Raw genomic sequence first — 26,418 nt, 5'->3', positions numbered from 1 at the left:
GCGCTCTCACATACAGATTAGCTCGGAGGATAGGCCGACATGGCTTTTTCCAGAGCCTCGCGAATAGCGTCGGTGCGCACGAGTTGGCTACCCTGGTTGGCCGTTTCGGCGCTGGCGCTCCACACCGGTTGACCGGTGCCAGCGTCGAACAGATTGACCTGCACCACCACAACCTGCTCCTGATAGGTGCGTACGATCGGCACGCTGTTGTACATGCCGTACCCGCGACCGTATCGGTCATAGCCGCTGTATCCGCCGTAGCCGTAATCGTCCTGCACCTGACGCAAACGGGTTTCCAGACGCAGATTGGCACTGACTAACAGGTCGGCCGGGCGATTGTCGTGCAACGGGCGCAAGCCCCGCTGATCGAGGGCATTGCTGACCGCCTCGGCCACTTGCGCCGAATCCGCCCAGGCGGTGCCCGGCGGCAGTTGCCCGTTGAGCCACGCCCAACTGCGGTAGCGCCCGTAATCGCGCGGTGGCGCCGGATAGGCACTGCGATCAAAGGTGTTCGCCGCTTGCGGCGGTGCCGGTGGCAAGGGAAGCGATTGCGCCACATACGGATTGCTGCCCTGACAGGCGGCCAACCCCAGACAGATCAGCAATAACCCCGATTGTGCTTTCATCTCGTGCTCCGATCAGATCGGCCGGCAGATCCAGTGCAAGTAACGCCCAAGCCCGGCGAAGCTTGGGTGGCGACGGTGAGCGAGCTCCATCTCCAGCAAATCCGCCAGCTCGACGCGAGCCTGGAATTCCACCGGCATGTAGTCGTGGAAAACCCGAACCCCGCTCTGGCTTTCGACCTGCCACAAGCCATCGAGTTGCGTCGCCAGTTCCCGCGGATCGAGTGGCTGCTGCGGGGTCAGGCTCTGCTTTTCGCCGGCCATGACGTTCTTGCGCATTTTCTTGAAATGGCCCTTGAGCAGGTTGCGGTAGATCAGCGCATCGCGGTTGTAGAAGGCCAGCGACAGCCAACCACCGGGCCTGGTCAGTTGATGCAGCACCGGCAGAATCGCATGGGGTTCGGCCAGCCATTCCAGCACCGCGTGGCAGATCACCAGATCGTAGGGTTCAGTGAGCTGGCCGAGCAGGTCCTGCCACGGTGCCTGAATGAACGTTGCGCTCTGCCCGGCTTCAGCAAAGCGCTGACGCGCACCTTCGAGCATCGGCTCGGCCGGCTCGGTAAAGGTTATCTCATGGCCACGTTCGGCCAGCCACAGCGACATGTGGCCGAGGCCGCCACCGATGTCCAGCACGCGCAACGGACGATCCGGCAGCGCTTCGGCGAGGTCAGCCTGCAACACCGCAAGGCGAATCGCGCCTTTGGCGCCGCCGTAGATTTTTTCGGCGAAGCGGGTCGCCAACTGATCGAAATGCCGGTCGCTCATCAGCTGAACCGCCGTTCGCTGTCGGCGAGCTTGCTGCGCACCACTTCATTCATGTCCAGCCCCAGCTCGCTGCACAGCAGCAACAGGTACAACACGATGTCGCCGACTTCCTGCCCGGCATGCGCCAGCTTGTCCGCCGGCAACTGGCGCGACTGGTCTTCGGTCAGCCACTGGAAAATCTCCACCAGTTCGGACATCTCGACACTGGCGGCCATGGCCAGGTTTTTCGGGCTATGAAATTGCCGCCAGTCATTGCGGTCGCGAATGGCGTGCAGGCGTTCAGTCAGTTCAACAAGGTTCATCGGGCTCTCCTGAAGGCGTATAGCTTCGGGGGGATACAGGCTGAAGGCAAGGCCTAACCGGCGCAAAACCTCTATGCTTGCAGGGAACTCGGCCACCTTCGCTGTGGCCCAAGGCTCAGCCCTTTCATCAGGATGCACACATGCAGGTAGAAAGCTTTTTCGAATGGCTCGGCCAGGCACTTGGTTCGATCATCCGTTTCATCGTCGATGGGCTCAGCGGCCTGTTCAACATTCTGAGCAATGCCGGCGGCAACTTTGTCGATGGCCTGGCCAAGACGCTTGGCATGGACACCTCGATCATCAGCATCCTCGCGTTGATCGTTGGCTTGATGCTGTTGTGGTCGGCGATCCGCGCGTTCATGAATGCGTCGATCATTGCCGGCATCATCTGGCTGCTGCTGGGGTTGTGGTTGCTGAGCTGGATTATTCATTAACACCACCGCCCCCTGTGGGAGCGAGCCTGCTCGCGAAGCCGGTGTGTCATTCAGCACTGCTTTGACAGACCTGACGCTTTCGCGAGCAGGCTCGCTCCCACAATGGAACGCACTGCGAACCCGATGAATCGCTACAATCCCCGCTCCCCCAAGGAGCCCGCATGTCCAACCTGATTGCCGACTGGCGCGACCGCCCGACTCACCGCAAGGTCTGGGCGCTCGCCGCGCCGATGATCCTTTCCAATATTTCCGTGCCGCTGGTGGCGCTGGTCGACAGCACCGTCATCGGCCACCTGCCCCACGCCCATCAGTTGGGCGCCGTGGCCGTCGGCGCCAGCCTCTACACCTTTCTCGCCTGGGCCATGGGTTTTCTGCGCATGGGCACCACCGGGTTTGCCGCGCAGGCGGCCGGGCGCAGCGATGGTGCGGCGTTGCGGCAGATTCTGTTGCAGGGCTTGCTCTTGGCGCTGGGGCTGGCGATCGTGCTCGGCGCCGTGGGCGTACCGTTGAGCGGTATCGCTCTGCATTTCATGCAGCCGTCGGCGGAACTCGATCAACTGACCCGCGACTTTTTCCACACCCGGTTATTCGGGCTGCCGGCAGCGCTGGCCAGTTACGCCCTGGTCGGCTGGTTTCTCGGCACCCAGAACGCCCGGGCGCCGCTGGCGATTCTGCTGAGCACCAACCTGATCAACATCGCCCTCAACCTGTGGTTCGTCATGGGCCTGGAATGGGGCGTGGTCGGTTCGGCGCGGGCCTCGGTGATCGCCGAATGGAGCGGCGCCCTGCTCGGCCTGTGGCTGACCCGTGGCGCATTGCGCGCCTATCCCGGGCACATCGCCTGGGCGGCCTTGAAGCTGTGGCAGAGCTGGCGCCCGCTGCTGGCGGTCAACCGCGACATCTTCATCCGCAGCCTGGCGTTGCAATCGGTGTTTTTCCTGATCACCGTGCAGGGCGCGCGGCTCGGCGATGCCACGGTGGCGGCCAACGCCCTGCTGCTCAACGGCCTGCTGCTGACCGCACACGCCCTGGACGGTCTGGCGCATGCGGTCGAAGCCTTGTGCGGGCACGCCATCGGCGCCCGCGACCGGCTCGCCTTGCGGCGTTCATTGGTGGTGGCCGGGGGCTGGTCGCTGCTGGCCAGCCTCGGCTTCGCCGCGCTGTTTCTGCTGGCCGGACATCTGTTCATCGAAATGCAGACCGACATCCAGAGCGTGCGCGACACCGCGTTCATCTATCTGCCGTATCTGGCCGTGTTGCCGTTGATTGCGGTCTGGAGTTATTTGCTCGATGGCCTGTTCATTGGCGCCACCCGTGCCCGGGAAATGCGCAACGGCATGCTGCTGACCGTCGCCCTGCTGTTGCCGTTCGCCTGGGCGTTGCAGGGGCTGGGCAATCACGGGCTGTGGATATCTTTCCTGTTGTTCATGGTCCTGCGCAGCCTGACGCTGGGCGGCATCGCCCTGTGGCTGCGGCGTAACGATGGCTGGTTCAGCGGTCGGGTTCACTGAGCCGGCGTGTGCTTGACGAATGAAACCACCTGATCGAGCACCGGCGCCAGACGCCGAAGGGGTCGCGACAAAGCCGCCACCAGCGTCACATGATTGGGGCGCGAGTAGTACAGGTCCTGAACCGGCACGCCGGCCTCGCGCAGCTTGCGCGCCAAGCCCTCGGTGTTGCGGGTCGGATTGACCAGACTGTCCCGGGTCGCGGCGATCAGCAGCGCCGGGGGTTCGCCCTGCCTGACATGGTTGATCGGCTGCGATTGCGGCGGTGAGTCCGGCCAGAAAAACACCGGACGCACGTCGGCGTTCTTGATCGGCAGAAAATCATAAGGCCCGGCCAGGCCGATCCAGCCGCTGAGGTCCTTGGGCGACATGCCCACCGCACCGAGCAGGCCAGGGTCGAGTGCCAGCATCGCCGCGTTATAGGCGCCGGAGCTGTGGCCCATCAGGTACAGACGCTGCGGGTTGCCGGAGAACTCGCGGATGTGTGCCCGGGTCCAGGCCACCGCCTGCGCCGAATCCTCGAGGAACAGCGGATAACGCACTTGCGGGTACAGCCGATAGTCCGCCAGCACCGCAACGATTCCCCGCGACGCCAGTGCCTCACCGACAAAGGTGTAATCGCCACGATCGCCGCTGTTCCAGCTGCCACCGTAGAAAAACACCACCACCGGCGCGCCCTCCAGCGGCTGGCGCGGCACGTACACATCGAGTTTCTGCCGTGGGTCAGTGCCATAGGCAATGCCGGTGGTGCCGTGGAACGTGTCGGCGGGTGTAAGCGCATTCAGCAACTTGACCGGCGAGCAGCCCGTCAGCGCCAGCAGCAGAAACCCGCCAAGCATGCTGCCGAACCGCCGTCGCAAAGGATTTGCCATGAGCACTGCACCTCAAGATTGATCGTTCTGCCAATGCCGCCGCACCTGCTCGAGCCGCGCCTGCGAAGTCAGCGCGCCCTGAATGTCTGGCAGTTTCGCCCGGGGATAGTGCAAGCGTAGCCACAACCAGTCATCCAGCACCGGCCGTTCGCTGAAACCCAGGGCCAGACCCTGCTGGACATGGGAGGCCATCTGCAAGTAATCGGTTCCCATCGATTGGCTCCAGCGCCAGATGTGCTGCTCGAGCAGGCACGTCTGCAACCGCTCGCGCTGACGAGGGGTGAGGCTTTGTTCGTTCCCCAGGGGTTCGACCGGCCACTGCGGATTGCGCAATTGTTGCCAGCCCAGACTGCCGATTGCCCGGTCCGCCCAGGTGCCGCCGAACCAGCGCAACTGGCGGATCGGCCCCAGCCAGCGACTCAACTCGGCGGCATCGCAGGCATCGAAGAAATAACTGGCGGTCTGGCGGTTGTAATAGCCGAGCAAGGCCCGGTGATTGAGGCCGAAGGACACCGTCAGCATCCGCCGCAGATGACTCAACAGCCGCTGTTCCGAGGCATCACACACCAGCAGCAGGCCGCGCCAGGTGTGCGGGTCGTGGTGACACAATGCGGCCAATCCGGCTTCCGCCTGCAAATCGACCAATACCGGGCCGGCATCGCTGACCGGTTGAAACTCGGTGCCGTCGAACAATGGCCAGCACCGCACCGTGACGAAGCTCTGGCGCAAGAGCGCCAGGGCCCGGGGGGATTCGGGTCCATCGAGCAGCAACCACTGCGCAGGTTGCTCAAGCGCCGCGCCGCTCATGGTGCGTCGCTCCGGTCCAGCGCCGCGAGCAGCCGACAACTGCACACCGCCGCCGGACAATGCTGGTAACTCCCGCCCCCGGGGATCAGGCACAGCAACAACATGGGCTCCGCCGATTTCAGCCATTGTGCGAAGCCTGCACCGGGCAGTTCATCGGGAAGGGTCAGCTCATCTTCCCGGTCATCGACCCGCGCCGGCTCCTGCAGCACGCCACTGATCACGGGCTGATCCGGATCACCCTCAAGAAAGCTCACCACCACTTCGACACCTTCATGCAGGCTCGCCAGTGCAGTCGCCGTTAGCGCCGGCGCGAGTGGCAGCCAGCAATGGCTCGCGGCGGCTCCTTCGCCCTGGTAGAGCCAGTCGAACTGCACCGCCACCGGCCGCGAATGATCGGGACGCGGCTCGTCGACCGTCACCACCCAGGCCCGTTGCAGACTGTGCATGCGCGGCCGGGCCTGAACGCTGACCGGAGCCGGCGCCAACATCTGCGCGACGCCGAGGACACGATTGCTGTAGGGCGGCTCGGCGGCGGTATCGGCGCGGTGTTCGATCCGCCTCAGCAACCAGTGACGGTTGCACTCGGCAAACGGATGACCGTGCAGCGACAGCCACTGGCCGCTGCGCAAGGTCGGCAGATCCGATTGCCCTTCAGCCGTGTGCATCGCAAGGCTGTCCTTGCCGCCGGGTCGGGTCCCCACCTGCAGTTGCCAGCGACGCAGCGCCGGCGATTCGCCGAGGTCATCGAATGACGCCGCGTCAGCCTTGGGCAATTGTTCGGGCTCATCGCCGAACACCAGACAATGCCCGTCACGCCCGTGCTCGAAGTAATAGTGGATTCGCGCCTGCGCGCACAGACGCTGGAAAAATTGCAGGTCAGACTCGCGGTACTGGGTGCAAAAAATGCGCGCCGGATACTCGACGCGCAGGTCAAAGCGGCACTGTGATCCGACGATCCCATGCTCCTTGAGCACCTGCATCAGGATCTGCGGCACCGAACGGCCGCTGAAAATCCGCTGACTGAAGCGCAACGCCAGACAACTCAGCTTCGGCCCCAGCGTCACTCGACATAAGCGCAAACCCTCGCCGTGTTCATGCTGGACGACACTCTGCAACTGCCCGTTCAGACCATTGGCCAAAGGCCCGAACTGCAGAAAAGCGCAGCGATGCAGCAGGCCGGCAAGGTCCAGGTGCGGGTCTTCAATCATGACGTCGATGTCAAAGGCAAAAGGCTCGCTGATGCCCTCACTCCCGGTAAAGGCCAACACCTCGAAGGGCTCGGGCAGCCCCGCTACATCGAGACGAAACGACGGCTCGTTGACTGAATCGAACATGGGCGGATCTCTACAGGAGGGGCGGCCGGGGATTCTCGCCGAGAGCCATGGCCGAGTAGAGAGCAGAAGTACAACTTAGGAAATGACCTACGCGAAAAGCAGACCGAATGACTTTGCTGGTGCAGTTGGCCAAACATTTCGCGAGGTTTTGGGGATATGTCCCACCGGGTCATCCGAATTTTCCGCAGCTTGAGGAAAAACTTCAGACAACCCGACGGGAGCGCAACCGATCTCAGGAAGACAGGTAGGAGGAGCGGGTCAGGCCCAGACGCAAGGCATCGAGGAACTGCGTGCGTTCGCTGGCACTGATGCGGGCACTGGCGCACTTGTCGCGGTAGTGGGTCATCAGTTCTTCCGGCGACAAGTGCACGTAGCGCAGCATGTCTTCGATGGTGTCGTGGGTTTCGATACCGGCGTGGTACACGCTGCCATCGGCGTTCTGGTAGATGTTCACCGAGTCGGTGTCACCGAACAGGTTGTGCATGTCGCCGAGGATTTCCTGATAGGCGCCGACCAGGAACACGCCCAGCAGGTAGTCCTCGCCCTCGTTCAGACCGTGCACCGGCAGGCTGGTCTCGATGCTCTGCTCGTCGACGTACTGATTGATCTTGCCGTCGGAGTCGCAGGTCAGGTCTTGCAGCACCGCACGACGCAGCGGCTCTTCATCGAGACGATGCAGCGGGATGATCGGCAGTACCTGATCGATCGCCCAGGTGTCCGGCAGGCTCTGGAAGACCGAGAAGTTGCAGATGTACTTGTCGGCCAGCTTGTCGTTGAGTTCGTCGAGCACCTGGCGATGCGAACGCTGGCGCGCCTTCAGCGAGTTGTGCAGGCGACGGCAGACGGCGAAATAGCACTGCTCGGCCAGGGCTTTCTCCGCCAGGGTCAGCTTGCCGTCGGCGTACTGCGAGGCCACGTCGCTCATGTAGTGAGTGGCGCGCCAGTAGGTTTCGGTGACCATTTCGATGTCGGTCGGACCGAGCAGGTCCACCAGCCACTGCACGGTTTCCGGCAGCGCTTCCTTGTTTTCGATCAGCGGAATTTCGTCGTTGTGCTTCTCGACGTCGGTCACCTGCACCACCAGCATCGCGTGGTGCGCGGTCAGCGAGCGGCCGCTTTCGGAGAAGATGTGCGGGTGCGGCAGGCTCTGCGCATCGCAGAATTCCTTGAGCATCCCGACCACGACACCGGCGTAGTCGTCCATGTCGTAGTTGATCGAACTGGCGTTACGCGAGTGGGTACCGTCGTAGTCGACACCCAGACCGCCACCGACGTCGATGTGATCGACCGGCAGGCCGAGGTTGCGCAGCTCGCCGTAGTAACGGATCGCTTCCTTGAAACCGTGCTGGTAGTCAGCGAGGTTGGCGATCTGCGAGCCCATGTGAAAGTGCAGCAGGCGAATGCCCTGATCCAGGCCGGCGGCGCGGAAGCGCTCGACCACCGACAGCAGTTGCGCCGCCGACAGACCGAATTTGGATTTCTCGCCACCGGTGTCCGCCCACTTCGACGAGGCCAGCGACGACAGGCGCACGCGCAGGCCGACCTGTGGCTTGACCTTGAGCGAGGCCGCTTCTTCGATCACCAGGCCGACTTCGGATTCTTTCTCGATCACGATGAACACGTTGTGGCCGAGCTTCTGGCCCATCAGTGCCAGACGGATGAACTCGCGGTCCTTGTAACCGTTGCAGACGATGGTGCCGCCCTTCGGCGCCAGCGCCAGCACGGCCAGCAATTCAGGCTTGGAACCGGCTTCCAGACCGATGGACACGTTCTGGGTGGCGATGATGTTCTCGATCACCGCTTCTTGCTGGTTAACCTTGATCGGGTACAGCGCGGTGTACTTGCTCTGGTATTCCAGGCGCTCGATGTTCGAGTCGAAAGCACCGGTCAGCTGACGGACGCGGTCTTGCAGGATGTCGGGGAAACGCACCAGCAACGGCAAGGACAAGCCGCTCTTGCGCAGTTGGTCGACCTGTTCGAACAGGTCGATAGGCGAACTGCTCGGGCCGTTCGGACGAACTTCGACGCGACCGGCGTCATTGATCGCGAAATACCCGGCCCCCCAATGGCGAATCCCGTAAACACTGCGGCTGTCCGCAACTGTCCATTGGCTGCCATCGTCTTTACGTGTGCGTCGTACGGACATCGAAGTCCCCTATAAAGAAGTCATAGTGCGTCGCCTGATCTCAGGCCGGCGCAGTCTAAAGAATGAAAATGACGGTTCGTCAGCGCGGCGGTAGACCGCGCTGACCGCGTGTAGTTTAGAAACCGGTATGAACAGGCTCTGTGAAAACCATGGAGACGACGCCGGCGCTGAACATTGCAGAACCGGATCAAGCCGCGGGTGGTTTTCACAGAGGCTGCTAGCCGCCGGACTTCTTCGCTTTGAAACCGTGCTTGATCAGCTCTGCCAAGAGTAGCTCGACATGATCGCCCTGGATTTCGATGACCCCGTCCTTCAACGCCCCACCGGTGCCGCAACGTTTCTTCAACGTTGTCGCAAGCTCCTTGAGGGCCTCTTCGGCCAGTGGCACGCCGGTGATGGTGGTCACCGTCTTGCCGCCACGGCCCTTGCTCTCGCGACGTACGCGGGCAATGCCGTCCCCGGCCGGGATCACGGTTTGTTTGCAGATACAGGCGTCCACCGGCTTACTGCATTCCGGGCAATGACGACCTGCGTCGGTGGAAAATACCAGGCCACCAAGGGCGGCGAAGGATGCGGCTTTTTTGGCCACCGGCAATCCTCTTGGGAGGACAAAGACTGATCGCAACCTTGGGCAAGGTTATCGACCGCGAAGCCCCACTCAGGCAGGGGCAGCGCTACTGCACCGGATGCTCCTGCAAAAGCAGGCCGGTACAGCTTGAAAAGGTCGCGCAGTGTAACGGCAAAAAGCGCAATTGCTAAGAGCCAATCGGCGCCAATTTATGAGTTCTTTGCGACGTCGCTTTGTTGAGCCTTGAGATAGCGCTTCAACGCTGCCAGCGAGTCCGGGCAGTAAGGCTTTTGCTCGATTTCCAGCAGCACTTGTTCGACCGGAATGAAGCGCGCTTCCAGGACTTCTTCCGGCTGCAGTTTCAACGGGCCGTCCCACACCGCAGAAAACGCCGAACACCACAGGCGATTGCCGGTGTCTTCGAAGAAGAAATGGTCATGGGCGGTGAGTTCTACGCCGCTCACGCCCAACTCTTCCTCCAGCTCACGGGCCGCCGACTCGGCGTAAGTCTCGTCCGCCTGCACCATGCCGCCCGCCGCCACGTCCCAGTAACCGGGGTAAATGGCCTTGCTCAAGGTGCGCCGGTGTACACAGAGTTCGCCGGCAGAGTTGAACAGCATGATGTAGGTGCCGCGCCCGATCAGGCCACGTTCACGCAAATCGGCCCGCACCAGAGCGCCGAGCAGGTTGTCCTGCTCGTCGACCCAGGCGATCTGTTCGGCATCGGAGGCGGCGCGGTGGGCCGCCTCTTTGGCGCTATCGACCATGACTCAGCCCTGATTGAGCAGTTGGCGCAGATCGATCACTGCGGCGTTGGCCCGGGAAATGTAGTTGGCCATGACCAGCGAGTGGTTGGCCAACACACCGAAGCCGCTGCCGTTGAGGATCATCGGGCTCCAGACCGGCTCTTGCGACGCTTCCAGCTCACGGATGATCTGGCGCACGCTGACCGTGGCGTTCTTCTTCGCCAGCACATCGGCGAAGTCCACTTCGATGGCACGCAGCAGGTGCGACAGCGCCCAGGCCTGACCGCGGGCTTCGTAGAACACGTTGTCGATCTGCATCCACGGAGTCTCGACGACTTCCTCGTCAACCTGCGGCACTTCGCCTACGGCCGGGACTTCGGTTTTCAGCGCGGTGTTGAGCTTGACCCGGCCAACACTGGCCGACAGACGCTGCGACAGCGAACCCAGACGGGTGCCGACATCGCCCAGCCAGTTGTTCAGGTTGTCGGCGCGCGCGTAGAACAGGGCGTTTTTCTGACTAGGGTCAGACAGACGTGCCTGATAACGGCTCAGGGAGTTGATGCCTTCCTGATATTCCGACTCGCTCGACGGTAGGATCCAGCTCTTGTTGTCGAAGTTGAAACGCGGCTCGGCCTTGGCCAGATCGGCGTCTTCGGCCGATTGCGACTGCGAACGGGCGAAGTCTTTGCGCAGCGCGCGGGTCAGGTCGCGCACCTGCACCAGCACGCCGTATTCCCAGCTCGGCATGTTGTCCATCCACAGGCCCGGCGGGAAACGATCGTTGGAAATATAGCCGCCCGGTTTGTCCAGCAAGGTGCCGGCCACGGTCTTGAGGGTTTCGACGGTGGTGTAGCCGACGACCATCTGCTTGCCTTCTTTCTCGGCCGCAACCTGGGCGTTCTGCGCCACCGGGAACAGCGCCGGCTCCTGGCTCCAGTACCAGCCGAGGCCGATCGTCACCAGCAGATAAATGCCGATCAACGTGGCCAGCGCGCGGCTGAACAGCAGCCCGCCTACATAGCTGCGGGTGGCCGACTTCGGCTCAGCGGCACGTTCAGGCGCGCTGCCCGCGCGGTTCTTCCAGTCCAGCATGGCGATATCCTTTCAATCACTTGGGTTCAACGGTTCGACCACAACCATACAACAACGTGCCAAGGCCGGCACCCGTGATCGGGTCATCGAAGAAAAAACCGCTCGCTGTCAGTGAGCGAAAGGATAGACGCGCCGTTCAGACGTTGAAAATTTTCATTGAGATCTGCGAGACGGCGTCCGATGCAAATAGATGTGCGATGCCCTCGGCGTCGGTTTTTCGCTGGCTGGCGACGCCATCAACCGTGGCGATGCAGGCCTGCTGCGCCAACGGTTCCCCGGTCATGCTGGCGACCAGACGAAAGATCCGCGGTGTTCTGCGCGGTTGCGCAGGCGGATTGTTCATCAGCGCCAGCACCGCCTGATCGAAGACCGCGGCCGCGACCGGCCAATGACCGAAATCGGCCTGCGGCTTCAATAACAGCCATTCACCACGCTCGACCTGATCCAGCACCTCGCTGTCCAGATCAATCAGCAACCCCGCCCGCAGTTCATCCAGCCCCTCAAGGGGCTGCCGCTCTAGCAGCACCTGACAAACCCGTTGCAATGCCTGGTCCACCGGATAAACATGCTGGCGTTCGGTTTCGCTCAGGTGCCAGTGGTGAACCAGCCTCATCCCCGCCCCTCGCCTTGCCATTCGTCGGACCCCATCGTCCGGCTGACTTCGTGCCGCCAGTAGATGCGTTGGTAGGTGAAATGGACTTTCTCCAGTTGCGTGTAGTGCGCCATGCCGGAGTCGAGACAATGCGGCATCAGCACCTCGGCGCCGACGATTAACGCATCCTCCAGTTCGATCGTGTAGAAGTGCTCCTGCACACCCTGGGCCGATGTGCGATACCACTCCACCCGGCACTGGCTGAGCAGTTCACCGGAACACATCGCGACTTGAATCAGCGGCGAGGCCTTGTCGAGGGTTTTGGTGATGATCAGCGGCTTGTGCATCCGCCGTCCCGCGCCCTGCCCCTTGGGCACGAAAATGCCGTGGTTCAGGGCCTGAACCATGATCTTGTCCTCGCGTCCGGTCTGATAGCTGTTGCCCACCGAATCCTCGCTAAAGGCACCGGCGCTGATCAGGCCCTGGCGGCTGCCGTGGAGAGTCATGAAGGCTGGGATGGGCATGGGCTGGCTCCTTGTTGGGGTTGGGGCGGGGGGAAATGATCGGGTTCGGCGGAAAGCCTTTCGCTTTCTTCGACAGGCATCCAAGGCTCGGCGAGGGCGAGAGTGATGAGGTAGCGCTCCTGGTCGAGATGCCTGGAGTCTCTGAATCGTGCCAGTGACAGCATTGCCTGATACTTGTCGCCGGCCTGCCAATAAGACACGCCGGAGAGCACACCTTGCCTGACGTATGCACGCCACTCAGGGGTATCCGCCATGGTCGGATCGCGCCGCACGCCTATCGGTTTCCAGCCCTTTGCACACCACTGTGCCTGCAGGTCGACAACCACCTTCATCGCATCGTCGATGAGCAATGGCTCGATTTGCGGGGACATGCGGATGGTGTCGACCACGTTATCGTCGAAGCCCACCGACAAAAAACGCGCCAAAGGCGTCTCGAATCCATACTGCGGGTCGACAACGCGCAGGCGCGCATCAGTCTTGGGAATGCCAGCCCAGATGTGACCGCGAATCAACGGACTGAACGGCGCGGTGGAATGCTCCATCATGCTTTCATAGGTTCCGCCGATTTCGAGAATGATCACGGGGTCGTCCCACAACGGCTGGGTCAACTGACGGGCGGCCGCAAGCGCGAACACTATACAAAGCGCCAGCCACATCCAGCCTCGCCAGTCGGGCAGAGCAATACGCAAGGTCATCAAGCACCCGCCATGACAGCGATTTCACCAATGGATTGCGCGAGTGCCGCTCGGTTTCCGTCATTGAGCATCTGATCAAACCGAGCCGCTGCCCGAAGCACGAACGCCATTCGCTGATTGATATCGGACAAATCCGCCAACGGGTTACTGCCGAAACTGATGGTGCGACCATCCTCGACACGCCGGCATTGGCTGGTAAGGGTCAACTCGATGGCCTGAGCGACACCTGAAGGAAAGCCTGTCACGTAGGCAAAATGATTGCTGCGTAACAGCGCCACCAGATGACGGTTTTCGTAGATGGTTGGCTGAAGAATGTTTCGTTGCTCGTGCCGCGCCAGATGCTCTACGCTTTCGGCAATATTCCCTGCCTCGATCGACTCAAAGGCTTTCAGAACTTCTGGAAAGCGCTTTCCGAATTCAAGTGTTTGCTGGCCGACCGGCCAAAGCACCGGAAACCTGGTGTGCCCATATATTTTTTTCCGCTCACCAAGACACATCTTCAGCTCCTGCAACCCACGCACCGCATAAAACTGATGCAACGGATAAACATCCAGAAACAGCGTGGTATTGCCCAGCGCCATCATGTCGTACACATGCCGGAACTGTTGCTGCACCAGAGACAATGCTTCGCCTGGGGCGCGAAAATCCACGGACGGCACGGGATTGCGTGCCCGGGCTTCGTCGTACTCGCGTAACGCAACGGCCTGTTCAGGCATTTTTTCCGGAGTCAGCAATCCGTGCTCGCGACGGCCATCCCGCACCCGCTGCCGCGCCTCATGCTCGGCACGAATACGGTCGATGCTGTCTGCCGCATGCAGCAACCCACAGCCCACCTGCTTGGAGGCGAACGCCGCCAGACCCGCCCACTGGAACCGCGGATCGTGTTGCCACAGGCGGGCATAGGCCGCGTTGATCGCCCGGTTGCGGGCAACGGGATCGGCAATCAAAACGCCTTCAGGGGCGACGATTCTCTCGGCCGCTTGTTGGTAGGCGCGCCATAGACACTGGCACGTCAACACTGGCACCTCAGTAACCTGCAGCCTGTCGCCATACAGCCATTCTTCGCGGCACTCGCAGTCGGCCACGGGTCTGGTGTTGTGGTTCAGGCGTTGTTCGTCAGTGGTGTGCTCGGTGAAACACTGGCTCATGTCGGCAAGGCAGCCTCTAGGGGAATCCCTTAACCCTACCTGTCCGGAATGCATGTGAAAGAGGCTGAAGAAAAATCAGAAGCGGCTGAAGGACAGCGCCTGACCCGGCATGAGAAAAGTCGTCAGAAACGACAGGAAACGTCCTTAAGCGCCCGGCATACGGCGACTTGACCGACGACGAGGTCAAAAATAAAACCACCCGGTCATGAACTGAATTGTGCCGCACCGCAGATTATTGACGCACGACACTCATATAAGGGAAAAGAGGTGCTAGCATAGAGCCACCAGTCGATCTCAGCATGCACCCTAACTAGTAGTCAGGATATGACCGAGCCAGAAGACCCCAGCCGTGAGCGCCTCAAGCACCACTTTGCCCAGCGGGTAATTCATCAGGCACGTCAGATTCTTGAGATATGGCAACGCCTGCAACGCAGTGAGTGGTCCACTGCCGACCTCGCCGAACTGAGCGAGGCCAACCTGCGCCTGCTGCGTTTTGCCGAGCGCTTCGAACAGCCTGAGCACACGCAACTGGCCCACCACATCAGCCAGTCGCTGGACGCCGTCGATGCCAATCGCGGCCGTCTGAGCAGTGGCCTGATCACCGATCTCAATCGCTTGATGCAACGCCTGTCGCGCACCGGCCTGCGTCATGGTGACCAGCTCGACCAGACCTTTCTGCCGCCGCTGCGCAAACCGATCTATGTGTTGCTGCAGGATCACGACCGCGCCGAGCGGCTGGCCAAACAACTGGAATTCTTCGGCCTGACCGCCCAGGCGCTGGACAGTGTGTCGGCGTTTCGCTCCTCGATGGTCGAGCGTTTGCCGGCCGCGATCGTCATGGACGTGGATTTCAGCGGGCCCGGCGTCGGCCTGCAACTTGCCGCCGAAGCGCAAGTGGGTCTGGAAGAACCGCTGCCGCTGCTGTTCTTCAGTCTGCACGAAACCGACACCCCGACCCGCCTCGCTGCGGTGCGCGCCGGCGGCCAGGAATTCCTCACCGGCACCCTCGAAGCGTCGAGCCTGCTGGAGAAGATCGAAGTCCTGACCTGCGTCGCCCAGTACGAGCCTTATAAAGTGCTGATCATTGACGACTCCCGCGCCCAGGCCTTGCACACCGAGCGCCTGCTCAACAGCGCCGGGATCGTCACCCGCACCCTGATCGAACCGATCCAGGCGATGGCCGAACTGGCAGATTTTCAGCCGGACCTGATCATCCTCGACATGTACATGCCGGCCTGCACCGGCACCGAGCTGGCCAAGGTCATTCGCCACAACGATCGTTACGTCAGCGTGCCGATCATTTACCTGTCGGCCGAAGATGATCTGGACAAGCAGCTCGACGCCATGAGCGAAGGCGGCGATGACTTCCTGACCAAGCCAATCAAGCCACGGCACCTGATTACCACCGTGCGCAACCGCGCCGCCCGCGCGCGCAATCTGAAGGCACGGATGGTCCGCGACAGCCTCACCGGCCTGTACAACCACACGCACATCCTGCAATTGCTCGAAGACTGCTCGTTCCGCGCCCGCCGCGAGAACAAGCCGCTGAGCTTTGCCATGCTCGACATCGACCACTTCAAACGGGTCAACGACAGCCACGGTCACCCCATGGGCGACCGCGTGATCAAAAGCCTTGCGCTGTTCCTCAAGCAACGCCTGCGCAAGACCGATTTCATCGGCCGTTACGGCGGCGAAGAATTCGCCATCGTCATGCCCGACACCGATATAGAAGCCGCGCACAAAGTGCTCGACGAGATCCGCCAGCGCTTCGCCGAAATTCACTACCCGGCCCAGCCGCAGGATTTGTGGTGCACCTTCAGCGCCGGCGTGGTGGAAATGCGCGAGGACTCCGACAGCCTGATGATGGCCAGCCAGGCCGACGAAGCGCTGTACCGCGCCAAGGGCGCCGGACGCAATCGAGTGCAGACCGCGCGCGACTCAAAGCAAAGTGCCACTTTTTCATCGGATTCCACTGACTCGGTCATAACCCTGTAACAGAACCGCAATAAATTCAGGCGCTTACCATTTCTGCCGTTGGTAACCGTCATGCGCCTGAAGTTGCTCACCAATCTCAACACTCTGCTGCTGGTCGCCGTCTGCGTGGCCCTCGGCGCGACGCTGTGGTGGTCGCAAAAAGCCCTGGAGCGGCCGTACCTGTTGATGGAGCGCTACCTGAGTCTGTCGCAGCAATTTCAGAATGACGTGGCGCGCAACGTCGAGGATTACCTCGGCAGCGGCGACGCCCTGCGCCTGAGCAGCGCCAGCCAGGCCATCGACGGCTTGCAGCTAGAACTCGGCGAACTGCCGCCGGCGCTGGCCGAAACCCTGCGCCCGAGCCTGTCGAGCCTCGAAGAATTCAGCAAGACCGACCTGCTCGCCGCCGGCAAACTGGCCGGCGATCCGCAAGCGCTGCTGCTGCAGGCCGAACGCGAACTAAGCGCCAGCCTCGACCAGTTGAACACCTACGCCAACGGCAACGCGACCTACCTGACGCCGCTGCTCGTCGCTTCGCAGCATTTGGGCAAACTGTCGCTGGCCCGCGACAAACTGGTCAGCAGCGGCCGCAGTGAGCTGGCCGCCGACGTCGAGCGCGAAGTCGCCAGCATCCGCACGCAGGCCCAGGCCATCGACGCCCTGCCCCTGCTCGGCGTGGTCGCCAAGAATGAGTCCGGCAGCGATGATTTCGCGGCGATGATGGGCATCGAAAGCACTGAAAAAGCCGCTGCCGAAGACGCCGGCGTCGGCATCAAACGCGAACTCAACAGCCTGCTGGTTCGCTACCCGGCGGAGCTGCAACGCACCCGCGAGCTGATCCAGAAACGCACGGAGCTGAGCACCGCCACGCACCTGAAGATCGCCGCCGTGCAGCAGGCCATCGCCGGTCTCGAGCCAGTGGTGCGCGCCCAGCACGGGCAGATCCAGGGCGAAGTGCGGCTGATGCAAGGCGTGATGATCGGCCTAATCCTGTTGATCGCGCTGCTGATCGACACCTTGCAGCGGCGCCTGGCGCGCACCCTGACCAACCTTGCCCCGGCGCTGTCGACCTGGGCTGAAGGTGATTTCAGTCGCGACATTCATCTGGGCAAGACCAACCGCGAACTGCATGACATCGAAGCATCGCTCAATCGTCTGCGTGCGTACCTGGTGGATCTGGTCGGGACGATTCGCGGCAACGCCGAACAGGTCGCCGGCAGCAGCCGCACGCTGGCCGAACTGAGCAACGACCTGCACTCCGGCGCCGAGCATCAAGCTGGGGATACCGCGCTGATTCGCGATTCTCTGGGCGAACTGGAGGCCACGATTCAACAAGTGGCGGGCGATGCGCGTCAGGCCGCGGATGCCAGCCGCCATGCCGGCCTGGCCGTGGAGCACGGACAAACCGTGATCGGCCAGAGCCTGACCGGGCTGCACGCATTGGTCGGCGAAGTACAAGGCAACGCGCAGATGATCGAACACCTGGCCGAAGAGTCGGCGACCATCGGCGGCGTGCTGACGGTGATCCGCTCGATCGCCGATCAGACCAACCTGCTGGCACTCAACGCCGCCATTGAAGCGGCGCGCGCCGGGGAAATGGGTCGGGGTTTTGCGGTGGTGGCCGAGGAAGTGCGCTCACTGGCGCAACGCACGGCAGGCGCCACGGCGGAAATCCAGACCCTGATCGCCGGCCTGCAAAGCGCCGCCCGACAATCGGTCGAAGGCATGCGCGCCCAGGTCGAACACGCCGAAGCCACCGCCAACCAGGCGCAAGCGGCGGACGGCGCGCTGGATAAAATCGTCGGCGCGATCCAGACCATTTCCGACACGGCGATCCGCATCGCCGACATCACCGCCCAGCAAAGCGGCGCGGTCAGCGAGATTCGCGATCACAGTGAGCGGATCCATCAGTTGGGCGGGGATAACCTGCTGCGCATCGGCGAAGGTCGCGAACAGGGGGAGAATCTGCTGGTATTGGGTGGGCAACTGCATACAGCGGTGCAGGCCTTCCGCGTCTGACACCAACCGCTGTAGGAGCTGCCGAAGGCTGCGATCCTTTGATCTTGCTTCTAAAAACAAAAAGATCGCAGCCTTCGGCAGCTCCAACAGGACGAGATGAGTGACCGGATCAAATCACTCAGTCACAAATTTCGCGCAAACATCGGTCATCGTGCTGGCTATTGCAGAGAACTGGACAGTCACAAAGCCTTTGCGGCATAGTCGCCGGGTTCTGACGACTGCTCATTCATAACAAGGAACATGCAGATGGCAACGCTACTGGTGCTGCACGGCCCCAACCTGAACCTGCTCGGCACCCGCGAACCGGGCACCTATGGGTCAACGACCCTGGCGCAGATCAATCAGGACCTGGAGCGGCGCGCCCGTGAAGCCGGCCATCATCTGCTGCATCTGCAGAGCAATGCCGAGTATGAATTGATCGACCGCATCCACGCCGCACGCGGCGAAGGTGTGGATTTCATCCTGATCAATCCAGCGGCTTTTACGCACACAAGTGTCGCATTACGTGACGCGCTGCTGGGAGTGAGCATCCCATTCATCGAAGTGCATTTGTCCAACGTGCACAAACGCGAACCTTTCCGCCATCACTCTTACTTCTCCGACGTAGCGGTGGGAGTGATCTGCGGCCTTGGCGCCAGCGGTTACCGACTGGCCTTGGAGGCCGCACTAGAGCAGCTTGAACAACAAGCTATACGCCCCTGACCGACCCTTGGGAGTTGATGATTCATGGATATCCGTAAAGTTAAGAAACTGATCGAATTGCTGGAAGAGTCCGGCATCGACGAGCTCGAGATCAAGGAAGGCGAAGAGTCCGTTCGCATCAGCCGCCACAGCAAGACCCCGGCTCAGCAGTACTACGCACCTGCGCCGATGCAAGCACCGGCTGCTGCTCCTGCCGCCGCTGCCGCTCCAGTTGCCGCCGCCCCGGCTGCCGCTGCTGCACCTGCGCTGAACGGCACCGTGGCCCGCTCGCCAATGGTAGGCACCTTCTACCGCAAGTCTTCGCCAACCTCGCCAGCCTTCGTTGAAGTCGGCCAGACCGTGAAGAAAGGCGACACCCTGTGCATCGTCGAAGCCATGAAGATGATGAACCACATCGAAGCTGAAACCAGCGGTGTGATCGAATCCATCCTCGTCGAAGACGGCCAGCCGGTTGAGTACGACCAACCGCTGTTCACCATCGTTTGAACTGCGGAGAGCCTTTGATGACTGCGAAGTTGGAAAAAGTTCTGATCGCTAACCGCGGTGAGATCGCCCTGCGGATTCTGCGTGCCTGCAAAGAGATGGGCATCAAGACCGTCGCCGTTTACTCCAAGGCCGACAAAGAGCTGATGCACCTGGGTCTGGCAGACGAATCCGTCTGCATCGGCCCGGCGTCTGCCGCTCAGTCCTACCTGCACATTCCGGCCATCATCGCTGCTGCTGAAGTGACTGGCGCCACCGCCATTCACCCAGGCTACGGTTTCCTCGCGGAAAATGCCGACTTCGCCGAGCAGGTCGAGAACTCCGGTTTCGCCTTCATCGGCCCGAAAGCCGACACCATTCGCCTGATGGGCGACAAGGTATCGGCCAAGCACGCGATGATCGAAGCGGGCGTACCTACCGTTCCAGGTTCTGACGGCCCGCTGCCGGAAGACGAGGAAACGGCGCTGCGCATCGGTCGTGAAGTCGGCTACCCGGTGATCATCAAGGCCGCTGGCGGCGGTGGTGGTCGCGGCATGCGTGTGGTGCACAAGGAAGAAGACCTGATCGCCTCGGCGAAACTGACCCGCTCCGAAGCGGGCGCGGCGTTCGGCAACCCGATGGTCTATCTGGAAAAATTCCTGACCAACCCACGTCACGTCGAAGTTCAGGTACTGTCCGACGGCCAAGGCCACGCCATCCATCTGGGTGACCGCGACTGCTCGCTGCAACGTCGTCACCAGAAGGTTCTCGAAGAAGCGCCGGCACCGGGCATCGACGAGCAGGCCCGCCAGGAAGTTCTGGCTCGCTGCGTCAAGGCGTGCATCGACATCGGCTACCGTGGCGCCGGCACGTTCGAGTTCCTGTACGAGAACGGTCGTTTCTACTTCATCGAAATGAACACCCGTGTTCAGGTGGAGCACCCGGTTTCGGAAATGGTCACCGGTATCGACATCGTCAAGGAGATGCTCAGCATCGCCGCTGGCAACAAGCTGTCGTTCACTCAGGATGACGTGGTAATCCGCGGTCACTCGCTGGAGTGCCGGATCAACGCTGAAGACCCGAAAACCTTCATGCCGAGCCCGGGTACGGTCAAGCATTTCCACGCCCCAGGCGGCAACGGCGTTCGCGTCGATTCGCACCTGTACAGCGGTTATGCGGTTCCGCCGAACTACGACTCGCTGATCGGCAAGCTGATCACTTACGGCGCCACCCGCGACGAAGCCATGGCCCGCATGCGCAATGCCCTGGACGAAATCGTGGTGGACGGGATCAAGACCAACATCCCGCTGCACCGTGATCTGACCCGTGACGAAGGCTTCTGCAAAGGGGGCGTGAACATTCACTACCTCGAGCACAAGCTGGCTGGCGATAAGCACTAAGCTTCGAACCTGCCCCCAACAAAGCCGCCTTCGGGCGGCTTTGTTGTATCTGCAGCAAAGTCAAAAGATCGCAGCCTGCGGCAGCTCCTACATTCAGGATGCATTCCCCTGTAGGAGCTGCCGCAGGCTGCGATCTTTTGATCTTCGGCCATGGTCGTGTTCTGCCGCGCGCTCGCGTAAACTTGCGCGCTTCTCGCTGGCCGCTAGGCTGCAATCATATTTTTTCAAAGGTGCCCGCCATGCCTTGGCTGCAAGTACGCCTCGCCATCAGCCCGGAACAAGCCGAAACCTACGAAGACGCTTTCCTTGAAGTCGGCGCCGTTTCGGTGACCTTCATGGACGCCGAAGATCAACCGATCTTCGAGCCGGAACTCAACACCACCCCACTGTGGGCGCACACCCACCTGCTGGCCCTGTTCGAGGGCGGCACCGAGCCTGCGCCGGTGCTGGCGCACCTGGAACTGCTGACCGGCAGCCCGCTGCCCGAGCATCACAGCGAAGTCATCGAAGATCAGGACTGGGAACGCAGCTGGATGGACGGTTTCCAGCCAATGCGTTTCGGCCAGCGCCTGTGGATCGTGCCGAGCTGGCACGCCGCACCGGAGCCTGACGCGGTCAACCTGCTGCTCGACCCGGGCCTGGCGTTCGGTACCGGCACGCACCCGACCACCGCACTGTGCCTGGAATGGCTCGACGGTCAGGACCTGAAGGGCTGCAACGTGCTGGACTTCGGCTGCGGCTCAGGGATTCTGGCGATCGCCGCCCTGCTGCTCGGCGCGAAAGAAGCCGTCGGTACCGACATCGATGTGCAGGCGCTGGAAGCTTCGCGCGACAACGCCGGGCGCAACAACATTGCCGAAGAACTGTTCCCGCTGTACCTGCCGGAAGACCTGCCGCAGGTCCAGGCCGACGTATTGGTAGCCAACATTCTTGCCGGCCCGTTGGTCGCTCTCGCGCCGCAACTCTCCGGCCTGGTTAAGTCCGGCGGTCGTCTGGCGCTGTCCGGCATCCTCGCCGAACAGGGCGAAGAAGTGGCTGCCGCCTATGCCCAGGACTTCGATCTGGACCCGATCGCCAATCGCGATGGCTGGGTGCGTATCACCGGCCGTCGGCGCTAGAATGGCCGCCTGCATAAACCGGATCGCCGCATGACCGACAGTTTCGTCACCCAGTGCCCGCATTGCCAAACCAGCTTCCGCGTCAGCCATGCTCAATTGAGCGTGGCCCGCGGGGTGGTTCGCTGTGGCTCCTGCCTGCAAGTGTTCAACGCCGCCAAACAGCTGCTGGAACAACATGCGGGCAAGGAAGCGGTGACGCCGGTCGCAGCACCGCCAGTCGAGCAGGCTGTGCAACCGCCTGAGTCCATCCAGCCCCCGGCCATCGACCAACCGCCCGCGCCGCGCGCCATCAGCCAAAAGCAATGGAGCGCCAGCGAGCTGGATCTGGACAGCCTGGACCTGGACGAAGAACTGGCCCGCCTTGAGCAACGGGAAATACAGCCGACCACCGAATTCGGTCGGCAGCGCGAAGAATCCCTGAGCGCCCGGCGTGACAGCCCTGAAGCCGATGAAACGGTGTGGCGCGACAGCCTGTTCAGCGCCCGCGACGATGAGCGTCTGCCCGAGCCCGACGATGAAGTCGAGCCCGAGCCCCTCGAACCGGAGCCGGTAAAAACCGCGCGCACCGAGCCGTCCTTGTCACTGGAACCGGTCGACCTGGACGACGAACCGCCGATTCCGCAACTGCGCCTGCACGATCCGATCGATCCGAATGCCCGCCGCGAACGCCTGTCCGCCAGCGCCGAGCCTGATGACGACGATCTGCCGTCGGTGGAACCGCTGCGCAAAAAGCGTGACCGCGCAGAACCCGGCGTGCGCGCCGAAGTCCTGCAGGACCTGACCGACGACCCGCTGCAACTGGACTGGCAGAAACGCCGCTCGCCGTGGGGCCGGCGCCTTCTCTGGACCTTACTGGTCTTGCTGGCCGCCGCCGGCCTTGGCGGACAGTACATCGCCTATCACTTCGACGAATTGGCACGCCAGGATCAGTATCGTCCGTGGTTCCAACAGTTCTGTCCGCAGATTGGCTGTACGGTGCCGTCCAAGGTCGACATCGCCAAAATCAAAAGCAGCAATCTGGTGGTGCGCAGCCACCCGGAATTCAGCGGTGCGCTGGTGGTCGACGCGATCATCTATAACCGCGCGACGTTCTCCCAGCCGTTCCCGCTGCTGGAGCTGCGCTTCGCAGACCTCAACGGCCATCTGATCGCCAGTCGTCGTTTCAAACCCGGCGAATACCTCAACGGTGATCTCGAAGGCCTGGCGGAAATGCCACCGCAGACGCCGATCCACATCGCGCTGGATATCCTCGATCCAGGCCCCAAAGCGGTGAATTACAGCCTGAGTTTCCACTCCCCCGAGTGAATCGCTGCAGCGCTTCAGGTTTGACGGCGGTTTTCTGACTGGGCGCAGCCCAACCAAACCGCTGGCAATAACAGAATAACTGTTCAGATTTTGTTCAATTCAGCCTTTATCCAGTCATCGAGAGCGGGTATCATGCCAACCCTTTTTCGAACTCTCATGATCCGGCCCCACTTCAGGGAAGTCCTATGTCGGCGGTACGCATCGGCCCATATACATTACAGAACGGTTTGATTCTCGCCCCGATGGCGGGGGTCACCGACCAGCCCTTTCGTCAGCTTTGCAAGCGTTTGGGCGCAGGGCTTGTAGTCTCGGAAATGGTCACCAGTGACATGAGCCTGTGGAACACCCGCAAGTCGCGCATGCGCATGATCCACGAAGGCGATCCCGAGCCACGCTCGGTACAGATTGCCGGTGGCGACGCGCAGATGCTGGCGGATGCGGCACGGGCCAACGTCGAACTGGGCGCACAGATTATTGATATCAACATGGGGTGCCCGGCAAAGAAGGTCTGCAACAAGGCCGCCGGCTCCGCGTTGCTGAAGGATGAAGCACTGGTCACCGAGATCCTGCAGGCCGTCGTCGCTGCAGTGGATGTGCCGGTGACCTTGAAGATCCGCACCGGATGGGATCGCGACAACAAGAACGGCCTGACCGTGGCGAAGATCGCCGAACAGGCCGGGATCGCCGCGCTGGCCGTGCATGGCCGCACGCGCGCCGATCTGTACACCGGTGAAGCCGAATACGACACGATTGCCGCGATCAAGCAGGCGGTGTCGATGCCGGTGTTTGCCAATGGCGATATCGATTCGCCGGAAAAGGCCCGTTACGTGCTCGACGCGACCGGTGCCGATGGCCTGCTGATAGGCCGGGCTGCCCAGGGGCGGCCATGGATTTTTCGTGAGATCGAGCACTTCCTGCGTACTGGCGAGAAATTGCCGGCGCTGGAGTTGAGCGAAGTGGAACGCATCCTGCTGGAGCATCTGGCCGCACTTCACGCCTTCTATGGGGACGTGATGGGCGTACGTATTGCCCGCAAGCATGTGGGCTGGTATCTCGCAACCTTGCCGGGCGCCAGGGAGTTTCGCGCCCACTTCAATCGTTTGGATGGTACGGAAACACAATGCGCCAACGTTCGGGAGTTCTTCGCCGAGCGTTACAAGAGCCTGACAGGGGACGAAGAAGGGGTGGCCGCATGACGATGATGACCGAGACTTTAGTGAGTGGAACAGCACCCGTGAGCGACAACGTGAATTTGAAACAGCACCTCAATACCCCGAGCGAAGAAGGTCAGACCCTTCGCGGGAGTGTCGAGAAGGCGCTGCACAATTATTTCGCCCACCTTGAGGGCGCGTCCGTCACGGACGTGTACAACCTGGTGCTCTCCGAAGTCGAGGCTCCCCTGCTCGAAAGCGTGATGAACTACGTCAAGGGCAACCAGACCAAGGCCAGCGAGCTGCTCGGACTCAACCGCGGCACGCTGCGCAAGAAACTCAAGCAGTACGATCTGCTGTAAGCATTCAATCCAACCAGAAAGGCGCCCGCGTAAAACCGGTCGCCTTTTTTGCTGACTTCCCTTGCTTTTGATGGAAATTGAGATGACCGACCAGACTACCCGCCTGCCGATCCGCCGCGCCTTGATCAGCGTTTCCGACAAGACCGGGATCCTCGAATTCGCCAAGGAGCTCGAAGCTCTGGGCGTCGAGATCCTCTCCACCGGCGGAACGTTCAAGCTGCTGCAGGACAATGGCGTAGCCGCAGTGGAAGTCGCGGATTACACCGGTTTCGCAGAAATGATGGACGGTCGGGTGAAAACCCTGCACCCGAAAATCCACGGCGGAATCCTCGGTCGTCGCGGTATCGACGACGCGATCATGAACGAGCACGGCATCAAGCCGATCGACCTGGTTGCCGTTAACCTCTACCCGTTCGAAGCCACCATCAACAAGCCAGGCTGCGACCTGCCGACCGCGATCGAGAATATCGACATCGGCGGCCCGACCATGGTCCGTTCGGCAGCGAAAAACCATAAAGACGTAGCGATCGTGGTGAATGCCAGCGATTACGCCAACGTTCTGGAAAACCTCAAGGCCGGTGGCCTGACCTACGCTCAGCGTTTCGACCTGATGCTCAAGGCCTTTGAACACACCGCCGCCTACGACGGCATGATCGCCAACTACATGGGCACCGTGAACCAGGCTGCCGAGACCCTGAGCACTGAAGGCCGCAGCGAATTCCCGCGCACCTTCAACAGCCAGTTCATCAAGGCTCAGGAAATGCGCTACGGCGAGAACCCGCACCAGAGCGCGGCGTTCTACGTGGAAGCCAAGCCGGCCGAAGTCGGCATCGCCACCGCGACCCAGTTGCAAGGCAAAGAGCTGTCGTACAACAACGTGGCCGACACCGACGCCGCGCTGGAATGCGTGAAGAGCTTCGTCAAGCCAGCCTGCGTGATCGTCAAGCACGCCAACCCGTGCGGCGTGGCCGTGAGCCCGGACGCCGAAGGCGGCATCCGCCAGGCCTACGAACTGGCCTACGCCACCGACACCGAGTCGGCCTTCGGCGGCATCATCGCCTTCAACCGTGAACTGGATGCCGAGACTGCCAAGGCCATCGTCGAGCGTCAGTTCGTGGAAGTGATCATCGCCCCAAGCGTCAGCGAAGAAGCCCGCGCCATCGTCGCCGCCAAAGCCAACGTGCGCCTGCTGGCCTGTGGCGAGTGGTCGGCGGATCGCGCTCCGGCGTGGGATTACAAGCGCGTCAACGGTGGCCTGCTGGTGCAGAGCCGCGATATCGGCATGATCGGCGCCGATGACCTGAAAGTGGTGACCAAGCGTGCACCGACCGAACAGGAAATCCACGACCTGATCTTCGCCTGGAAAGTCGCCAAGTACGTCAAGTCCAACGCCATCGTCTACGCCAAGAACCGTCAGACCATCGGTGTCGGCGCTGGCCAGATGAGCCGCGTCAACTCGGCACGTATCGCCGCGATCAAGGCGGAACACGCCGGTCTGCAAGTCGCCGGTTCGGTGATGGCATCGGACGCGTTCTTCCCGTTCCGCGACGGTCTGGACAACGCGGCCAAGGTGGGCATCACTGCGGTGATCCAGCCAGGCGGCTCGATGCGTGATGCTGAAGTGATTGCTGCAGCCGACGAAGCCGGTATCGCCATGGTTTTCACCGGCATGCGCCACTTCCGTCACTAACCAGTCGACGGCCGCACTGAAGCCGGCATCTGCTGCGTTGGAGCCGACCTCGATGATGCTCATTGCCAAAAGGCAACTC

General features: G+C 61.8%; 26 protein-coding genes. 12 read left to right on the top strand and 14 right to left on the bottom strand.

Going from position 1 to position 26,418, the window contains the following annotated elements; all coding sequences use genetic code 11:
• Window positions 1-17 precede the first annotated feature (17 nt).
• The 3 genes from HBN98_RS18505 to HBN98_RS18495 are packed head-to-tail and all read right to left on the bottom strand — an operon-like array spanning window position 18 to window position 1,690.
• Window positions 18-626 carry a DUF4136 domain-containing protein gene (locus HBN98_RS18505; RefSeq protein ID WP_064585799.1) on the bottom strand — a complete coding sequence of 203 codons (609 nt, stop codon included), beginning with the start codon at window positions 624-626 and terminating at the stop codon, window positions 18-20.
• A 12-nt stretch (window positions 627-638) separates the two neighbouring features.
• Window positions 639-1,388 (bottom strand): methyltransferase, encoded by a 750-nt coding sequence (locus tag HBN98_RS18500; RefSeq protein WP_064585798.1) that lies wholly within the window; start codon window positions 1,386-1,388, stop codon window positions 639-641.
• The gene (locus HBN98_RS18495; protein WP_007951009.1) at window positions 1,388-1,690 is read right to left on the bottom strand and encodes a MazG-like family protein; all 303 of its coding nucleotides are present in this window, start codon (window positions 1,688-1,690) and stop codon (window positions 1,388-1,390) included. The genes HBN98_RS18500 and HBN98_RS18495 overlap by 1 nt, the downstream gene beginning before the upstream one ends.
• A gap of 140 nt (window positions 1,691-1,830) precedes the next feature.
• Here HBN98_RS18495 and HBN98_RS18490 point away from each other — a divergent pair, with 140 nt between their 5' ends.
• Entirely contained in the window at window positions 1,831-2,124 is a 294-nt protein-coding gene (locus HBN98_RS18490) for a hypothetical protein (protein WP_007963021.1), read from the top strand.
• A gap of 161 nt (window positions 2,125-2,285) precedes the next feature.
• Window positions 2,286-3,635 carry an MATE family efflux transporter gene (locus HBN98_RS18485; protein ID WP_083367126.1) on the top strand — a complete coding sequence of 450 codons (1,350 nt, stop codon included), beginning with the start codon at window positions 2,286-2,288 and terminating at the stop codon, window positions 3,633-3,635.
• On the opposite strand, the gene HBN98_RS18480 is transcribed toward HBN98_RS18485, so the two are convergent.
• From HBN98_RS18480 to HBN98_RS18430, 11 genes are all read right to left on the bottom strand, one after another.
• Window positions 3,629-4,504: an alpha/beta hydrolase gene (locus HBN98_RS18480; protein ID WP_064585796.1), complete on the bottom strand. Its 876-nt coding sequence runs from the start codon at window positions 4,502-4,504 to the stop codon at window positions 3,629-3,631. The genes HBN98_RS18485 and HBN98_RS18480 overlap by 7 nt on opposite strands.
• 12 nt (window positions 4,505-4,516) lie before the next feature.
• Window positions 4,517-5,311: a DUF4123 domain-containing protein gene (locus HBN98_RS18475; protein WP_083367127.1), complete on the bottom strand. Its 795-nt coding sequence runs from the start codon at window positions 5,309-5,311 to the stop codon at window positions 4,517-4,519.
• Entirely contained in the window at window positions 5,308-6,645 is a 1,338-nt protein-coding gene (locus HBN98_RS18470; RefSeq protein WP_083367128.1) for a type VI secretion system Vgr family protein, read from the bottom strand. Before HBN98_RS18470 ends, HBN98_RS18475 begins: the two co-directional genes overlap by 4 nt.
• Window positions 6,646-6,877: 232 nt before the next feature.
• Window positions 6,878-8,791 carry an arginine decarboxylase gene (gene speA, locus HBN98_RS18465; RefSeq protein ID WP_064585793.1) on the bottom strand — a complete coding sequence of 638 codons (1,914 nt, stop codon included), beginning with the start codon at window positions 8,789-8,791 and terminating at the stop codon, window positions 6,878-6,880.
• A 217-nt stretch (window positions 8,792-9,008) separates the two neighbouring features.
• Window positions 9,009-9,380, bottom strand: coding sequence for a translation initiation factor Sui1 (locus HBN98_RS18460; protein WP_064585792.1), 372 nt, complete (start codon window positions 9,378-9,380; stop codon window positions 9,009-9,011).
• Between the two features lie 188 nt (window positions 9,381-9,568).
• On the bottom strand, window positions 9,569-10,126 hold the full coding sequence (locus HBN98_RS18455; RefSeq protein ID WP_064585791.1) for an NUDIX hydrolase: 558 nt from the start codon (window positions 10,124-10,126) through the stop codon (window positions 9,569-9,571).
• 3 nt (window positions 10,127-10,129) lie between these two features.
• A complete protein-coding gene (locus HBN98_RS18450) occupies window positions 10,130-11,197 on the bottom strand; it encodes a DUF2333 family protein (protein ID WP_064585790.1) in 1,068 nt (355 codons plus the stop codon).
• A 136-nt stretch (window positions 11,198-11,333) separates the two neighbouring features.
• Window positions 11,334-11,753 (bottom strand): hypothetical protein, encoded by a 420-nt coding sequence (locus tag HBN98_RS18445; protein WP_308425040.1) that lies wholly within the window; start codon window positions 11,751-11,753, stop codon window positions 11,334-11,336.
• A gap of 53 nt (window positions 11,754-11,806) precedes the next feature.
• Complete coding sequence (locus HBN98_RS18440) at window positions 11,807-12,313, bottom strand: Hcp family type VI secretion system effector (RefSeq protein ID WP_083367130.1); 507 nt, start codon at window positions 12,311-12,313, stop codon at window positions 11,807-11,809.
• Window positions 12,292-13,008 (bottom strand): hypothetical protein, encoded by a 717-nt coding sequence (locus HBN98_RS18435; protein WP_083367131.1) that lies wholly within the window; start codon window positions 13,006-13,008, stop codon window positions 12,292-12,294. Before HBN98_RS18435 ends, HBN98_RS18440 begins: the two co-directional genes overlap by 22 nt.
• Window positions 13,008-14,156 (bottom strand): DUF2515 family protein, encoded by a 1,149-nt coding sequence (locus HBN98_RS18430; RefSeq protein ID WP_083367132.1) that lies wholly within the window; start codon window positions 14,154-14,156, stop codon window positions 13,008-13,010. The genes HBN98_RS18435 and HBN98_RS18430 overlap by 1 nt, the downstream gene beginning before the upstream one ends.
• 324 nt (window positions 14,157-14,480) lie before the next feature.
• Between HBN98_RS18430 and gcbA the strand changes: the two genes are divergently transcribed.
• The 10 genes from gcbA (at window position 14,481) to purH (ending at window position 26,339) form a co-directional block, all read left to right on the top strand.
• Entirely contained in the window at window positions 14,481-16,151 is a 1,671-nt protein-coding gene (gcbA, locus tag HBN98_RS18425) for a diguanylate cyclase GcbA (RefSeq protein WP_064585785.1), read from the top strand.
• Window positions 16,152-16,202: 51 nt separating this feature from the next.
• Window positions 16,203-18,149 carry a methyl-accepting chemotaxis protein gene (locus HBN98_RS18420; RefSeq protein ID WP_083367133.1) on the top strand — a complete coding sequence of 649 codons (1,947 nt, stop codon included), beginning with the start codon at window positions 16,203-16,205 and terminating at the stop codon, window positions 18,147-18,149.
• A 246-nt stretch (window positions 18,150-18,395) separates the two neighbouring features.
• Complete coding sequence (gene aroQ / locus HBN98_RS18415; RefSeq protein ID WP_064585783.1) at window positions 18,396-18,851, top strand: type II 3-dehydroquinate dehydratase; 456 nt, start codon at window positions 18,396-18,398, stop codon at window positions 18,849-18,851.
• A gap of 24 nt (window positions 18,852-18,875) precedes the next feature.
• Entirely contained in the window at window positions 18,876-19,337 is a 462-nt protein-coding gene (accB, locus tag HBN98_RS18410) for an acetyl-CoA carboxylase biotin carboxyl carrier protein (protein WP_064585782.1), read from the top strand.
• Between the two features lie 17 nt (window positions 19,338-19,354).
• Entirely contained in the window at window positions 19,355-20,713 is a 1,359-nt protein-coding gene (accC, locus tag HBN98_RS18405) for an acetyl-CoA carboxylase biotin carboxylase subunit (RefSeq protein WP_064585781.1), read from the top strand.
• Between the two features lie 239 nt (window positions 20,714-20,952).
• Window positions 20,953-21,831, top strand: coding sequence for a 50S ribosomal protein L11 methyltransferase (prmA, locus tag HBN98_RS18400; protein WP_083367134.1), 879 nt, complete (start codon window positions 20,953-20,955; stop codon window positions 21,829-21,831).
• A gap of 30 nt (window positions 21,832-21,861) precedes the next feature.
• Window positions 21,862-23,136, top strand: coding sequence for a DUF3426 domain-containing protein (locus HBN98_RS18395; protein WP_083367135.1), 1,275 nt, complete (start codon window positions 21,862-21,864; stop codon window positions 23,134-23,136).
• Between the two features lie 185 nt (window positions 23,137-23,321).
• A complete protein-coding gene (gene dusB, locus HBN98_RS18390) occupies window positions 23,322-24,332 on the top strand; it encodes a tRNA dihydrouridine synthase DusB (RefSeq protein WP_064585779.1) in 1,011 nt (336 codons plus the stop codon).
• Entirely contained in the window at window positions 24,329-24,649 is a 321-nt protein-coding gene (gene fis / locus HBN98_RS18385; RefSeq protein ID WP_003221275.1) for a DNA-binding transcriptional regulator Fis, read from the top strand. Before dusB ends, fis begins: the two co-directional genes overlap by 4 nt.
• 82 nt (window positions 24,650-24,731) lie before the next feature.
• Window positions 24,732-26,339, top strand: coding sequence for a bifunctional phosphoribosylaminoimidazolecarboxamide formyltransferase/IMP cyclohydrolase (purH, locus tag HBN98_RS18380; RefSeq protein WP_083367136.1), 1,608 nt, complete (start codon window positions 24,732-24,734; stop codon window positions 26,337-26,339).
• Window positions 26,340-26,418 lie beyond the last annotated feature (79 nt).

Origin of the sequence: Pseudomonas koreensis (genome assembly GCF_012986595.1) — a bacterium.
Lineage (GTDB): Bacteria > Pseudomonadota > Gammaproteobacteria > Pseudomonadales > Pseudomonadaceae > Aquipseudomonas > Aquipseudomonas koreensis.
This window is presented reverse-complemented; position numbering and strand designations above follow the sequence as displayed.

Coding starts and splice junctions, on each gene's coding strand:
- HBN98_RS18505 (WP_064585799.1), bottom strand. CDS start 626: ATGAAAGCACAATCGGGGTTATTGCTGATCTGTCTGGGGTTGGCCGCC.
- HBN98_RS18500 (WP_064585798.1), bottom strand. CDS start 1,388: ATGAGCGACCGGCATTTCGATCAGTTGGCGACCCGCTTCGCCGAAAAA.
- HBN98_RS18495 (WP_007951009.1), bottom strand. CDS start 1,690: ATGAACCTTGTTGAACTGACTGAACGCCTGCACGCCATTCGCGACCGC.
- HBN98_RS18490 (WP_007963021.1), top strand. CDS start 1,831: ATGCAGGTAGAAAGCTTTTTCGAATGGCTCGGCCAGGCACTTGGTTCG.
- HBN98_RS18485 (WP_083367126.1), top strand. CDS start 2,286: ATGTCCAACCTGATTGCCGACTGGCGCGACCGCCCGACTCACCGCAAG.
- HBN98_RS18480 (WP_064585796.1), bottom strand. CDS start 4,504: ATGGCAAATCCTTTGCGACGGCGGTTCGGCAGCATGCTTGGCGGGTTT.
- HBN98_RS18475 (WP_083367127.1), bottom strand. CDS start 5,311: ATGAGCGGCGCGGCGCTTGAGCAACCTGCGCAGTGGTTGCTGCTCGAT.
- HBN98_RS18470 (WP_083367128.1), bottom strand. CDS start 6,645: ATGTTCGATTCAGTCAACGAGCCGTCGTTTCGTCTCGATGTAGCGGGG.
- speA (WP_064585793.1), bottom strand. CDS start 8,791: ATGTCCGTACGACGCACACGTAAAGACGATGGCAGCCAATGGACAGTT.
- HBN98_RS18455 (WP_064585791.1), bottom strand. CDS start 10,126: ATGGTCGATAGCGCCAAAGAGGCGGCCCACCGCGCCGCCTCCGATGCC.
- HBN98_RS18450 (WP_064585790.1), bottom strand. CDS start 11,197: ATGCTGGACTGGAAGAACCGCGCGGGCAGCGCGCCTGAACGTGCCGCT.
- HBN98_RS18440 (WP_083367130.1), bottom strand. CDS start 12,313: ATGCCCATCCCAGCCTTCATGACTCTCCACGGCAGCCGCCAGGGCCTG.
- HBN98_RS18435 (WP_083367131.1), bottom strand. CDS start 13,008: ATGACCTTGCGTATTGCTCTGCCCGACTGGCGAGGCTGGATGTGGCTG.
- HBN98_RS18430 (WP_083367132.1), bottom strand. CDS start 14,156: ATGAGCCAGTGTTTCACCGAGCACACCACTGACGAACAACGCCTGAAC.
- gcbA (WP_064585785.1), top strand. CDS start 14,481: ATGACCGAGCCAGAAGACCCCAGCCGTGAGCGCCTCAAGCACCACTTT.
- HBN98_RS18420 (WP_083367133.1), top strand. CDS start 16,203: ATGCGCCTGAAGTTGCTCACCAATCTCAACACTCTGCTGCTGGTCGCC.
- aroQ (WP_064585783.1), top strand. CDS start 18,396: ATGGCAACGCTACTGGTGCTGCACGGCCCCAACCTGAACCTGCTCGGC.
- accB (WP_064585782.1), top strand. CDS start 18,876: ATGGATATCCGTAAAGTTAAGAAACTGATCGAATTGCTGGAAGAGTCC.
- accC (WP_064585781.1), top strand. CDS start 19,355: ATGACTGCGAAGTTGGAAAAAGTTCTGATCGCTAACCGCGGTGAGATC.
- prmA (WP_083367134.1), top strand. CDS start 20,953: ATGCCTTGGCTGCAAGTACGCCTCGCCATCAGCCCGGAACAAGCCGAA.
- HBN98_RS18395 (WP_083367135.1), top strand. CDS start 21,862: ATGACCGACAGTTTCGTCACCCAGTGCCCGCATTGCCAAACCAGCTTC.
- dusB (WP_064585779.1), top strand. CDS start 23,322: ATGTCGGCGGTACGCATCGGCCCATATACATTACAGAACGGTTTGATT.
- fis (WP_003221275.1), top strand. CDS start 24,329: ATGACGATGATGACCGAGACTTTAGTGAGTGGAACAGCACCCGTGAGC.
- purH (WP_083367136.1), top strand. CDS start 24,732: ATGACCGACCAGACTACCCGCCTGCCGATCCGCCGCGCCTTGATCAGC.